The sequence below is a fragment of the Pseudomonas sp. B14(2022) genome, from assembly GCF_012030485.1.
In the GTDB taxonomy this organism is placed as follows: Bacteria; Pseudomonadota; Gammaproteobacteria; order Pseudomonadales; family Pseudomonadaceae; genus Aquipseudomonas.
On sequence record NZ_JAAUVM010000005.1, the window covers coordinates 199,758 to 213,721 of the forward strand.

General features: G+C 60.2%; 6 protein-coding genes and 1 riboswitch. Of the genes, 5 read left to right on the top strand and 1 reads right to left on the bottom strand.

Annotated features, from left to right (window positions below; all coding sequences use genetic code 11):
• The first annotated feature begins 55 nt into the window (after positions 1 to 55).
• The 5 genes from HCF10_RS10565 to HCF10_RS10585 all read left to right on the top strand — a co-directional run bounded on the left by HCF10_RS10565 (position 56) and on the right by HCF10_RS10585 (position 12,779).
• Entirely contained in the window at positions 56 to 5,911 is a 5,856-nt protein-coding gene (locus HCF10_RS10565) for a DUF3320 domain-containing protein (RefSeq protein ID WP_167655466.1), read from the top strand.
• 94 nt (positions 5,912 to 6,005) lie between these two features.
• Positions 6,006 to 6,205, top strand: a riboswitch (cobalamin riboswitch).
• 93 nt (positions 6,206 to 6,298) lie between these two features.
• A complete protein-coding gene (gene cobW, locus HCF10_RS10570; RefSeq protein ID WP_131696626.1) occupies positions 6,299 to 7,360 on the top strand; it encodes a cobalamin biosynthesis protein CobW in 1,062 nt (353 codons plus the stop codon).
• A gap of 3 nt (positions 7,361 to 7,363) precedes the next feature.
• Positions 7,364 to 11,125 (top strand): cobaltochelatase subunit CobN, encoded by a 3,762-nt coding sequence (gene cobN / locus HCF10_RS10575; RefSeq protein ID WP_167655467.1) that lies wholly within the window; start codon positions 7,364 to 7,366, stop codon positions 11,123 to 11,125.
• Positions 11,125 to 12,123, top strand: a complete 999-nt coding sequence (locus HCF10_RS10580) for an ATP-binding protein (RefSeq protein WP_131696624.1) — start codon at positions 11,125 to 11,127, stop codon at positions 12,121 to 12,123. Before cobN ends, HCF10_RS10580 begins: the two co-directional genes overlap by 1 nt.
• Before the next feature lie 53 nt (positions 12,124 to 12,176).
• Positions 12,177 to 12,779: a vWA domain-containing protein gene (locus tag HCF10_RS10585; RefSeq protein WP_167655526.1), complete on the top strand. Its 603-nt coding sequence runs from the start codon at positions 12,177 to 12,179 to the stop codon at positions 12,777 to 12,779.
• 125 nt (positions 12,780 to 12,904) lie between these two features.
• On the opposite strand, the gene HCF10_RS10590 is transcribed toward HCF10_RS10585, so the two are convergent.
• Positions 12,905 to 13,852: a DUF1853 family protein gene (locus HCF10_RS10590; protein ID WP_131696623.1), complete on the bottom strand. Its 948-nt coding sequence runs from the start codon at positions 13,850 to 13,852 to the stop codon at positions 12,905 to 12,907.
• Positions 13,853 to 13,964 lie beyond the last annotated feature (112 nt).

Sequence of the window (13,964 nt, forward strand, 5' to 3'; positions counted from 1 at the left end):
CCTTTTGCCTGTATTGCAATGTCGCGTTGCCCCGTTTACTAAGGAGAAGTGGTTCATGACCATCAAGATCGAGGGAGTGATCGCCAACAAGATTGGCTTTGCGTCCCACCAAAACGCTGTCCCAGTTCTACGCGAACTGACGGTACACAATGATGGTGAGGCGGATTACAACGATCTTGAGTTGGAGCTGGTGGCTGACCCGCCTTTCCTGGAAGGAAAGGTTTGGCGTCTTGATCGTCTAGGCAAAGATTCAACCCTGCATATTTCAGATCGCAATCTGACATTGAATGCCGGCTATTTGGCTGATCTTGCTGAAAGCCTGGCTGCAACGCTTGTTCTGCGACTTCGCTGCAAGGACGAGGTTCTGGCTATTCAGACCTTTTCTGTGGAGCTTCTCGCGAAAAATGAGTGGGGTGGTGTGAATGCCATGCCGGAGCTATTGCCTGCGTTCGCGATGCCAAATGACCCAGCAGTTGATCGGATACTCAAGTCGGCATCGGACGTACTGCGTCGAGCTGGCAAACCGGATGGTATTGATGGATACGAGCGTAAGTCCCGAGCTCGAACATGGGAGCTGACTTCCGCTATTTGGTCGGCAGTTTGCGGGCTGAGACTGAGTTATGCGCTACCGCCTGCAAGCTTTGAAACCCGTGGACAAAAGGTTAGGTCGCCGGGACTTGTCTTGGACGGACGCGTAGCTACGTGCTTGGACACTGCGCTTCTGTTCGCTGGAGCGCTGGAGCAGGCCGGCCTCAATGCGCTGCTGATTCTGACCAAGGGTCATGCGTTCGTGGGTGTCTGGCTTCAGCCGCAAGAATTCTCCCAGTTAATTACTGATGAAGCGGCTGCGGTGCGTAAACGCATTGATTTGAAAGAAGCACTGGTATTTGAAACCACTCTAGCCACTCAGTTTCCGGTTCCGAGCTTCAGTCAGGCAATCAATGCTGGTGAGCGACAAATCAATGATGAAGATTTCATCATGGCTGTTGATTTGCATCGCGCACGTATGCAGCGCATCCGACCTCTCGCAACTTCAGTGTCTGCCATCAAACCGGATGCTGACCAAGAGGCGGCGACTGTGCTTGAGGGCTTGGAGGTCGCTCCGGCACTGCCACCATTTGACGTTGAGATGTCTACCGATTCGGATTCGCCCGCCGGTAAGCTAACGTTATGGCAACGCAAACTCTTGGATTTGACCACCCGCAATCGGCTCCTGCATCTGCCGGACAGCGCCAAGGGTGTGCGGCTAATTTGTCCTGATCCAACTGAACTGGAAGATCAGTTGTCCAGCGGTAAACGCATTCGAATTGTCTCGGTGCCTGACCTTGCTGCTGGTGGTAGAGATGCTGCGCTGTATGAGCAGCAGAATCGTGAAAACCTGTGCGACGAGTATGCGAGGTCGGCTCTGGCCAGGGGTGAGGTGCTCGCTACACTTGAGAAAGCCAAGCTTGAAGTCGCCATGATCGACTTGTATCGCAAGGCCCGAAGTGATCTCGATGAGGGCGGCGCGAATACCTTGTTTCTCGCCTTGGGCTTTCTGAAATGGAAAAAATCCGCGGATGACCAGAAGAGCTATTCAGCTCCGTTGATTTTGCTGCCGGTCAAACTTGATCGTAAAAGTGCGTTGTCCGGCGTGACGATGACGTTGCTGGAAGATGAGCCGCGCTTCAACTTGACCTTGCTTGAGTTACTGCGACATGACTTCGAACTGGTTATCCCTGGTTTGGATCGTGAGCTACCAACGGATGACAGCGGTATTGATGTGGCTGGTATCTGGAACATCGTGAGACGCGCTGTCAGGGATGTGCCGGGATTTGAGGTCACTACAGAACTCGTACTGGGGACATTTTCATTCGCCAAGTACCTTATGTGGCAAGATTTGGCAGCTCGTTCAGAGCAGCTGCTGAAGAGTCCGATGGTCAAGCACCTGTTGGAGCGAAGCCTAGGCGGTGACAGTTATGCGACCTCTGGAGAGTTTCCGCAACCCCACGAGTTGGATCGAAAGGTCAACCCTGCGAATTTATTTACCCCACTACCAGCGGACTCCTCTCAACTGTCTGCTGTGGTTGCGTCATCCAGTGGTTGTGATTTTGTACTCGATGGGCCGCCAGGCACAGGTAAATCCCAAACTATTGCCAACATGATTGCGCACAACCTTGCGCTTGGACGAAGGGTGTTGTTTGTTGCTGAAAAGATGGCCGCGCTTGATGTGGTGTATAGACGGCTTGAAGAAAAGGGGCTGGGCGAGTTTTGCCTCGAGCTTCACTCGAGTAAGACGTCCAAGGTTGAAGTACTTAAGCAGCTCGAACGCGCCTGGGATGTTCGTGATGCGCTGAGTGCGGATGAATGGGCTAACGAAACGGCCAAGCTGCATAAGCTGCGAAACCGGCTCAATCAAGTTGTCGAGTTGCTCCATCAACGCTCACCTAACGGTCTGTCGGTGCACCTAGCCATCGGGCGGGTAGTACGGGATTGGAACGAGTCGTTGCCTCGATTGACGTGGCCGTCCGGAACGGTTCACGACTCGCACACTTACTTGATGATGAAAGAGTTGGCGCGACGTCTCGACTTGAACAGTCAGGCCGCGCGTGAGCTGTCGAAAGATTTTGCACTGATGGCGCCTACAGATTGGTCGAATGGATGGCAAGAGGCGATTGTCGCTGCCGCACAAGAGATGCCAGATAAAATCGAACGACTCAAAGTCGCCGGTGCCAACCTTCTCAAGGCAACGAGCCTCCCGCTCGCTGTCGAGAGTACTGAGGATTTCGAGCAGCTTGTACGGTTTGTCACCTTGCTGATTGATGCCCATGGCATTGATCTCTCATTTGTCTTCACGCTGAATGTCAGTGCCAAGATCGGCTCGGCAAAAAAAGCATCGCAACTTTTGGCTGATTATCGATCAATCGAAAGTTCGCTCTCTGTCCGGTACAGCGAGGGTGTATGTCGCACGCTCGAGCTTGCCGTATTCAAGGAGGAATGGAGTCGGGCCAAGGAAAAGTTCTGGTTCTTCGCAACCCTGGGTAAGAAAAAAGTTGCCAAAAATCTGGCCGGCGCAGGTGGCGCGGTAGGGCTGCCGGACGTCGAAGCCGATCTGCCCAAGCTCAATGAAATGCAAACCTTGCTCGCCGCTCTGGATGGAATGTCCTCAGAATTGAGTACAGTGCCTGGGTGGAGCGGTTTGGCTAGTGATGGTGTGGCCATGAACGCAGCCTGTGAGTTGGGCGAACGCTTAAGGGCTATCATCAGTGCAAGTGCGCAATCGCCGGAGCACCTGATTTCCCTGAGGGAGACGACTGAAAAGCTGGTCGTGAAAGCCAATGAGCTATTGGGTGCAGGTGGTTTTATTTCTTCCGCGTTGCACGTATTGAAGGATGTACTGGGGGACTTTAATCAGGGAACCCAACGTTTCTACGAACTTTGTAATCGACCCTACGAGGCCAAGCTGTCAATCGAAGCGCTGTTTGATGTGTCCAGTGCAGTCACTCGACAATCCTCAAAGCTGAAGGCTTGGTGCGACTGGTGTCGAGTCAGGGACGAGGCGCTGGCAGTGGGACTGCAACCCCTAAGCGACGCTCTGGCGGCAAATGCATTGCCCGAGGGAGGCACCCTGAGTGTGTTCGAAACAGCTTATGCGCGCTGGTTTGCAACTGGGGCGATTGACGCAGAACCATTGTTGCGCAACTTCGTTCCTGTTGAGCACACCAGCGATATTGAAGCGTTTGTGCGCTTGGATGACGATTTATCTAGGCTTACTGTGCGTTACATTCGCGCGAAACTTTGTGGCTCGATTCCATCGAAAAATGACATCGGCAAACAAGGTGGTTTTGGTGTCTTGAAGCATGAGTTGCAGAAGTCTCGACGTCACAAACCGGTGCGTCAATTGGCTGTGGAAATGGGCGATGCGTTACCTAAGCTCGCGCCATGCATGCTGATGAGTCCGTTGTCGATTGCTCAATACCTTCCTGCGGATCTCCAGCTTTTCGACCTAGTGATCTTCGATGAAGCATCGCAGATAGCACCTTGGGATGCCATTGGCTCTATTGCCAGAGGCAAGCAAGTGGTGATTGCGGGCGACCCTCGGCAAATGCCGCCGACCAACTTCTTCAATCGTGCGGCATCCGCCTCTGAAGACGACACTGCGGAAGATATGGAAAGCATCCTCGACGAATGTCTGGGTGCAGGTATCCCAAGTCACAGCCTCAGTTGGCACTACCGTAGCCGTCACGAGAGCTTGATCGCATTTTCCAATCATCGTTATTACGACAGCAACTTGATTACGTTCCCAGCCGCGCAAACGCGTGCGAGCACGGTCGAATGGCGACGTGTTGACGGCGTGTATGCGAAGGGCAAGGGCCGTAATAACCAGGCCGAGGCCGAGGCCATCGTCGCCGAAACGGTTAAGCGCTTGATGGATCCGGCCTTTATCGCTGCGGGTCATACGATTGGCATCATCACGCTTAACAGCGATCAACAACGACTGATTACTGACCTGCTGGATAAAGCGCGGCAACAGTTCCCGCAAATTGAGCCGTTTTTTCAAGATGATCAACCTGAACCGGTGGTAGTCAAAAACCTGGAAACCGTACAGGGCGATGAGCGCGATTTGATTATGCTCGGCATTGGGTATGGGCCAACGGAACCCGGTGCTCAGGTCATGTCGATGAACTTCGGTCCCCTGAATAAAGAGGGCGGCTGGCGTCGATTGAACGTAGCAATAACCCGCGCTCGCCGGGAAATGCTGGTCTTTTCATCTTTTGATGCTTCGATGATCGACTTGAATCGCACCAATGCAAGAGCCGTACGTGATCTAAAACACTTCATTGAGTTTGCCCAGCGTGGGCCGAGAGCGTTAGCCGAAGCGATACAGGGCTCGGTGGGTGGATACGACTCTCCCTTTGAAGAAGCTGTCGCCCAAGGTTTGAGACGCAAAGGCTGGCAAGTCGTTCCGCAAATTGGCGTATCCCGCTTCCGTCTTGATTTGGGCATCGTGCATCCAGACCGCCCCGGTGATTACCTTGCTGGCGTCGAATGTGATGGTGCGACTTATCACAGTGCGGCGACGGCGCGCGACCGTGACAAGGTGCGAAGCGCGATTCTGCAAGGTTTGGGCTGGAAGCTGGTGCGATTGTGGTCCACAGATTGGTGGATCGACAAGTCCGGAGCTCTTGATCGTCTGCACGCAGCTCTTGAAGCGCTGCTGGTTGAATCCCGGGCTACCCCTGAAGTGGTTGTTTATGGAGAGCAGCAGGTATTCATTCCACCTTTGACACTCGTCGGTAGTGATTCATCTCTATCCGTCCAGGATCAGGCAGAAGATATCGTTGCAGCTCCTGTGAGTAGCCTGGCGATAAACGAGCCTCCGGAGCTCAAAGTTGCCAGGGCAGCCTCGGTTTCAGCCCATCCTGCTGTCAAAGGTGAATATCGAGTCACGGACTTCACTAGTGTGAGTGAAAGGATTCGCGCGGATGCGTTTTACTCGGAGGCGTATGATCCGGTTCTGAAAGACCTGATTTCCCATGTGCTGATCCATGAAGCACCGATTCTGGATTCACTGTTGGTACAGCGAATTGCAAGGGCGCATGGATTTCAACGGTCCGGTCGCTTGATCCGGGAGCGTGTTCTCGAATTGACCGAGCAGCATCACCATTTGAAAAGCGACCCGGTGGAAGGGCAGTTCGTCTGGCACTCGCAAAGCGATGTGTTGAACTGGAATCTATATCGAACACCAGGCGCACTTGACGATGCCCGTTCTGTCGAAGAAATAGCTGCTGAAGAGTTGCTGTTAGTGGCGTCTTTGATTTCAGCGGGTGACCAGCCTTTGGAAATTGCCAAGACATTTGGTGTGAAGCGTTTGACGAGTGCAGGGCGTGAGCGGATCGAGTCAGTCGTAAGGTCTGCTACTGATTTCTAATCACGAGGTATAGCGTGGGGGTAAGCCATCTCGGTCGTCTCTTCGAGGATAGTCACTTGAAAGTCGCCGACATTGACCATCCCCCGCGCACTGCGTAGCCTTGCACCTTCGAGGTTCTTCGGCCCAGGTCGAAGCTAAGAAGGGAACGCGGTCCAAGCCGCGGCTGCCCCCGCAACTGTGAAGGGTTTATCTGACTGCCACGCCACTGCCATTACGGCGGGAAGGCGCAGTCGGCGCCGGTCGCAAGACCCGCAAGCCCCAAGCCAGGAGACCTGCCTCGTAACCGATTTTCCAATTCAACCGGGCGGGGTGATCCGGTGACGAAATCCGCGTCTGCGCGCCGCCGCAGGGCCTATCGTCCCGTATGCCCGCCCCAAAGGGCATCCGATGAAAACACTGGCCAAACTCCCCGTCACCATCGTTACCGGCTTCCTCGGCTCGGGCAAAACCACCTTGCTGCGCCATATGCTCGACAACGCCCAGGGCCGTCGCATTGCGGTGATCGTCAACGAGTTCGGCGAGCTGGGCATCGACGGTGAAATCCTCAAGCAGTGCTCCATCGGTTGCACCGAAGAAGAGGCCAACGGCCGCGTGTACGAGCTGGCCAACGGCTGCCTGTGCTGCACGGTGCAGGAAGAGTTCTTCCCGGTGATGCGCGAACTGGTCGCTCGTCGCGGCGACCTCGACCATATCCTTATCGAAACCTCGGGCCTGGCCCTGCCAAAACCGTTGGTACAGGCCTTCCAGTGGCCGGAAATCCGCAGCGCCTGCACGGTTGATGCGGTCATCACCGTGGTCGACAGCCCGGCCGTGGCTGCCGGCACCTTTGCCGCGTTCCCCGACCAGGTCGATGCCCAGCGCAAACTTGACCCGAACCTGGACCATGAATCGCCGCTGCACGAGCTGTTTGCCGACCAACTGGCCAGCGCCGACCTGGTGATCCTCAACAAATCCGACCTGATCAGCGCCGAAGACCTGGCCCGTGTACGCCTGGAAGTCGCCGAAGAACTGCCGCCGGCTGTGAAGGTCATCGAAGCCAGCAGCGGTCGCCTGCCGTTGGATGTATTGATCGGTCTCGGCGCGGGTTCCGAAGAACATATCGACGGTCGCCATAGCCACCACGATCATCACCACGATGGTGAAGACGATCATGATCACGATGCCTTCGATTCCATCTCCATCGACCTGCCCCAAGCCGACGAGGCACTGCTGCTCGACGCCCTGACCCAATTGGTGGTTCAACACGGCATCCTGCGCGTCAAAGGCTTCGCCGCAATCCCGAACAAACCGATGCGCCTGCTGATCCAGGGCGTGGGCACGCGTTTCGACAAGCACTTCGACCGTGCCTGGGGCGCCGACGAAGCGCGCATCACACGGCTGGTGCTGATCGGCCAGGAGCTGGACGCGGCGGGCCTCGAAGCGCAGCTGCGCGCTGCCCTCAGCGTTTAACCCATGCACCTGCTCAGGACTCAGCCCGGTGGTTTCGTCGCGGACGACAATATTGCCGACCTTGGCCAAACCCCAGCTGAACTGGTGATTCTGTGCAGCGGCGATTCCAGCCTGGCGCTGCTGGCCGAAGCGGCCCAGCAGTTGCCCGAGGATTACCCCAGCCTGCGCCTGGCCAACCCGATGCAGGTGCAGAACCATGCCTCGGTCGACCTGTATGTAGACGAAGTGCTGCGCCACGCCAAGGTCATCCTGATTTCGCTGCATGGCGGCATCGGTTACTGGCGCTACGGCATCGAGCGTCTTGTGGAGCTGGCCGCGCGCGGCGTCACCCTGATCCTGGTGCCGGGGGATGATCGCCCGGACCCGGAACTCAGCGGCCTGAGCACGGTGAGTGCCGAACAGCGCGACCGCCTGTGGCTCTTCCTTCGTCAGGGTGGTTTGGGCAATGCCCTGGACTTCTATCGCTGCCTGGCCAGCGGCTACCTCGAACGCGACTATGCCTGGGCCGAGCCGCAAACCCTGCCGCGCACGGCGATTTATCACCCGCATAAAGCCAACCCTCGTCTCAATGACTGGCAGACCGATTGGCACGCGGATTGGCCCGTGGCGGCGGTGCTGTTCTACCGCTCGCACCTGCAGGCGGCCAATACCGGTTTTATTGATGTGTTCTGCCAGCGCTTGCAGGCGGCAGGCCTTAACCCGTTGCCGATGGCGGTGGCCAGTTTGAAAGAGCCCGGCTGCCTGACGGTGGTCGAGGACCTGCTGGATGAGGTTCGCGCGGCGGTGATCCTGAACACCACCGGTTTTGCCCAATCCAGCCCTGAGGCCCCGCATCTGAGGCCGTTTCGTCGCAATATCCCGGTGATCCAGGCGATTTGCGCCCAGGATAACCAGCCGGGCTGGCAGGCCAGCGAGCAAGGCCTTGGCCCTCGCGACCTGGCGATGCACATTGCCTTGCCCGAGCTGGACGGGCGGATTATCAGCCGGCCGATCAGCTTCAAGGATCTGGCCTGGCGCAGCGAGCGCAGCCAGTCGGACGTGGTGTGCTACCGCGCAGCGCCCGAGCGCATGGATTTCGTCGCTGAATTGGCGCGCCGTTGGGTCGAACTGGCACGGCTGCCGAATGCGGATAAACGCATTGCCCTGATCCTCGCCAACTACCCGACCCGCGACGGTCGCATCGGCAATGGCGTGGGCCTGGACACCCCGGCCGCCGCGCTGAATATCCTGCGCGCCCTGCAAGCCGAAGGTTATCCGGTGCCGGATCAATTGCCCGAAAGCGGCACTGCGCTGATCCATGATCTGCTCGGCGGCGTCACCAACGATCTCGACAGCCTCGACCTGCGCCCCTGCCATCAAAGCCTGGGCCTGGACGACTACGAGGCGATGTTCCAGCGCTTGCCTGAGTCCAATCGCCAGGCGGTGCTGGAGCGTTGGGGCGCTCCGCACAACGATCCGATGTTCCGCGACGGCCGCCTGATGATCGCCGGCCTGCGCCTGGGCCTGACCTTCATCGGCATCCAGCCGGCCCGGGGTTACCAGGTGGATGCCAGCGCGGTGTACCACGACCCGGACCTGGTGCCGCCCCACGGCTACCTGGCGTTCTACTTCTGGTTGCGCCACACCTACGGCGCCCATGGCGTGATCCATGTGGGCAAGCACGGCAACCTGGAATGGCTGCCGGGCAAGGGCGTGGGGCTCTCGGAGAACTGCTGGCCGGATGCGCTGCTGGGGCCGCTGCCGAACATCTACCCGTTTATCGTCAACGACCCGGGCGAGGGCGCCCAGGCCAAGCGGCGCACCCAGGCGGTGATCATCGACCACCTGATGCCGCCGCTGACCCGCGCCGAAACCTACGGGCCGTTGCGTAATCTGGAGCTATTGGCGGACGAATACTACGAAGCCCAACTGCTCGACCCGCGCCGTGCCCGCGAACTGCAAAAAGACATCCTCCAACTGGTTCGCGAAACCCGTATCGACCAGGAGCTTGAACTGGATGGCGACGCCGATGCTGCGATTTGGCTGCCGCGCCTGGACACCTACCTGTGTGACTTGAAGGAATCGCAGATCCGTGACGGCCTGCATATCTTTGGCGAGTCCCCGCAGGGTCGCTTGCGGATTGACACCCTGCTGGCTTTGCTGCGCATCCCGCGTGGCGATGGCCGTGGCCCGCAATCGAGCCTGCTGCGCGTGTTGGCCAAAGCCTTCGAGTTGGGCTTCGACCCGCTGGACTGCGCCCTGGCTGAGCCCTGGACCGGACGACGCCCGGCGGTGTTGCAGACGATCGATAAGCAGTTGTGGCGTACCGCTGGTGATACCCGCGAGCGCCTGGAACTGTACGCCGCGCGACTGATCGAGCAGGCATTGGAAGGGCCGGTGGAACAGCTGGAAGAGCCCGGCTGGGAGGATGTGAAGGCGGTGATCGAAAGCCTGCGCATTGTGGTCGCGCCACGCCTGGATGCCTGCGGCCCTGCGGAAATGCACGGCTTGCTGGATGCCCTCGGCGGGCGTTTTGTGCCGGCTGGGCCAAGCGGCGCGCCGAGCCGTGGGCGCCTGGATGTGCTGCCTACCGGGCGCAATTTCTTTACCGTGGACGTGCGTAACCTGCCCACGACCACGGCATGGCGCATCGGTTTCCAGTCGGCCAACCTGATGCTTGAGCGGCACCTGCAGGACCACGGCGACCACCTGCGCCAGCTCGGCCTGTCGGTGTGGGGCACGGCCACCATGCGCACCGGTGGCGACGACATCGCCCAGGCCATGGCGCTGATGGGCGTACGGCCGGTGTGGGCCACGGGCAGTCAACGGGTGGATGACTTTGAAATCCTGCCGATCAGCCTGCTGGACCGCCCGCGCGTGGACGTCACGCTGCGCGTGTCCGGGTTTTTCCGCGATGCGTTCGCCAACCTGATCCGCCTGTTCGACGCGGCGGTGCAAGCGGTGGCGGCCCTGGATGAGCCGGACAACATGAACCCACTGGCCGCCAAGGTGCGCAGTGAGCGCGCGGCGTTGCTGGCGTCCGGCCTGGATGACGAGGTGGCGGCGAAACAGGCCGGCTGGCGTATCTTCGGGGCCAAGCCCGGTGCCTATGGCGCGGGCGTGCAGGGCGCCATTGACGGGCGTCTGTGGCAAAGCCGCGAGGACTTGGCCGAGGTCTACCTGAACTGGGGCGGCTACGCCTATGGCGGTTCCGATGAAGGCACCGCCGCTCGCGAGCAGTTCGCCCAGCGCCTGAGCCAGGTGCAGGCGGTGTTGCAGAACCAGGATAACCGCGAGCACGACCTGCTCGACTCCAACGACTACTACCAGTTCCAGGGCGGCATGCTCGCTGCCGTGGAAACCCTGAGCGGCGACAAGGCCGTCAGCTACCATGGCGACCACAGCCAGCCGGACCTGCCCAGGATTCGCACCTTGAAGGAAGAGCTGAACCGGGTGATCCGTTCTCGCGCCGCCAACCCCAAGTGGATCGACGGGGTGAAGCGCCACGGCTATAAAGGTGCGTTCGAAATGGCCGCGACCGTGGACAATCTGTTCGCCTTCGACGCCACCACTGAGCTGATTGACGATCATCAATATGCATTGCTCGCCGACGCCTACCTGCTCGACCCTGACACCCGGGCCTTTGTGCAGCAGCACAACCCCGCAGCGCTGCGTGATATGACCGAGCGCATGCTCGAAGCCCAGCAGCGCGGTTTGTGGCAGGAACCGGGGGCGTACCGCGAGGCGTTGGAAAACCTGTTGCTGGATATAGAAGAAGACAGCTGATGACCAATATTCCCCATTTCCCGCTGTCCGCCGTGGTCGGCGCCGACGACCTGAAACTGGCGCTGTGCCTGACCGCCATCGACCCGAAGATCGGTGGCGTGCTGATTGAAGGCCCACGCGGCATGGCCAAATCAACCCTGGCCCGTGGCCTGGCGGATCTGCTGGCCAGCGGGCAATTTGTCACCTTGCCGCTGGGCGCCACCGAAGAGCGTCTGGTCGGGACCCTGGACCTCGACGCCGCGCTGGGCGAAGGCCGCGCGCAGTTTTCCCCTGGCGTGCTGGCCAAGGCGGACGGCGGCGTGTTGTATGTGGATGAAGTCAACTTGTTGCCTGATCACCTGGTGGACCTGTTGCTCGACGTCGCCGCCAGCGGCACCAACCTGATCGAACGCGACGGCATCTCCCATCGGCATTCGGCGCGCTTTGTACTGATCGGCACGATGAACCCGGAGGAGGGCGAGTTGCGCCCGCAGCTGCTGGACCGTTTCGGTTTCAACGTAGCGCTGAGCGGGCAGACGGTGCCGTCCGAGCGCGGGCAGATCATCCGGCGTCGCCTGGATTTCGACAGCGACCCCGCTGCTTTCTGCGCGCAGTGGACCGAACAGCAGGCAGCGTTGCGCGAGCGTTGCACCCAGGCGCGGGCGCGGCTGGACAGTATCGATCTGGATGATCAGGCCTTGGCGCAGATCACCGAGCGTTGCTTTGCCGCAGGTGTCGACGGCTTGCGTGCTGACCTGGTCTGGCTGCGCGGCGCCCGGGCCCACGCGGCGTGGCGGGGCGCGGATAAAATTGCCGAAGAAGACATCGAAGCGGTTGCGGAATTTGCCTTGCGCCACCGTCGCCAGGAGCAATCCCCACCGGCCAGCCCACCCAATCAAGGGCAGTCGCCGACACCCTCGGATACGTCGCCCGGGCAAGGCCAATGGGGCGACATGCCCGCGCCGGCCCTGCCCACCGGCACACGCCGAGACGTGCCCACCTGGCCAAAAAAGCCCTAGGCATTCGCCCCCGAGCTGACGCGGGGGCGGATGCCCGCCCCAAGGCGGGGCGACTGGACAACGGCAGGCAGGGCAAGGCACGCAGTGCGCAGCAGGGTTCGATCAACTGGCCGGGCACCTTGCTCGGCGGTCGGCCGCACTCCCGTGAAGACCTGCGCTACCACCTGCGCAGCCGCTCGCCCCATGAGTTGTGGCTGGTGATCGTGGATGCGTCGGCGTCCACCCGGCGGAATCGTGCATTAACCGACGCGAAGGGATTGCTCGCCCAGCTGTTTGACGACGCCTACCGGCAACGCGCACGCATGGCGTTGCTGACCGCCAGCGGCCAGGCGCCGAAGTGGCAGGTACAGGGGTTGAAAGCAGCGAAAGGCCTGGCGGGCTGGCTGGATCAGTTGGGTGCAGGCGGTGGTACGCCGTTGCTGGCGGCGCTGACCGAGGCGGCGCATTGGCTGGTGGCGCGGCGCAAGCGTTATCCGGCGGAGCAGCAGCGCGTGCTGGTGATTACGGATGGGCGACTCAAGGACATCGACGGGTTGCCGTTATTGGCGTGTGCGGGGTTGCTGGTGGATATCGAGCGCGGGCCGATCAGGCTGGGGCGGGCCCAGGCGTTGGCGGCGGGGTTGCAGTTGGATTATCGGCATATCGATGAGTTGTAGTGCCGGTACCGTCGCCATCGGGGGCAAGCCCACCTCCCACATTTGATCGAGTACACCCTTTGGAATGCGGTCAGTGTGGGAGGGGGCTTGCCCCCGATGAGGCCCTCAATACACCACACACTCTATCAGCCAGCCCCCGGCACATTCGGCCAAAGATCCGCCACCAGGAACAACCGCTCGGCTTCCTCCCAATCCTCGCCGTTCTGCACCATGCGCACGAGCAACTGTGCGGGTGCCATCGGATCAAGGTCTGCCAGCCAGGCCTGCATCTGTCCTTCACTCCACACTTCATCCGCCGGGTAGTGCGCCGGCGCCAGCCACGCATGCCGGGGCAACGGTTGCCAGCGACCTGGCGCGCTGGCGCTGACAAAATCCCGCCAATCACGTTGATGCAACCAGCGCCCGCGCAAATGCTGCGGATGGGCACCGTGGGGCGATTCGGCCTGGCCCGGCCATGGATAGAGCAAATACCCGCCGAGCCACAGGTGCGCGTCAAACTGCTGAATATCCAGGGCCGCCAACACCTCACGGCTCTCCGCCCGCGCCGAAATCGGCAATTGATGCTGGGCCAGGTGCGCCAGTTTGCGGTCCAGCCGGTCATGGCAGCCCGGGCCCAGCCACTGCGCGGTGTCCCGGCCGTTGCCGTCCTGCGGGCCGAGATAGAGCTTGATCGCCAGTTCCAGATGGTGCACGCCATCGCGGTCGCGCAGCAGCATGTCCAGCTCGCCCAGGGTGTGCCCGGCACGGCGGATCGGCAGGTTGGCGGCGAGCAATTCCACCCCCGGCGCGTGCTGCACGGCGAACTGCCACAGGCGTTCGTAGTACAGGCCCAGGCGCCGGGTGCGCGACAGGCTCAACCAATGCTGCAAGGCGCGGCTGTCCTGGTCGAGTGCACGTAGCCAGTGTTCAAGACGCTCGGGCGCCTGCACCCAGTCGCTGCCCGCAAGCGGGTGGCGCTGTGGCCACGGCGTCTGCGCGAGCATCGGCGGGGCAAGCATCACCCACGCCAGGTCACGCACCTCGGGGTGGCGCAGCTGGCGGGGCAGGTTGTGCAAATCCGGGAACACAGTCATGGTCCGAGCATAGCCCTTTAACCGTTGCGCAGGTGGGCGAGAACCGTTGTCATCAAGGCTTCACGGCGACAAAGGATTTTGCCTGAGGCGGCCTTTCGCCCATAATCGTTTC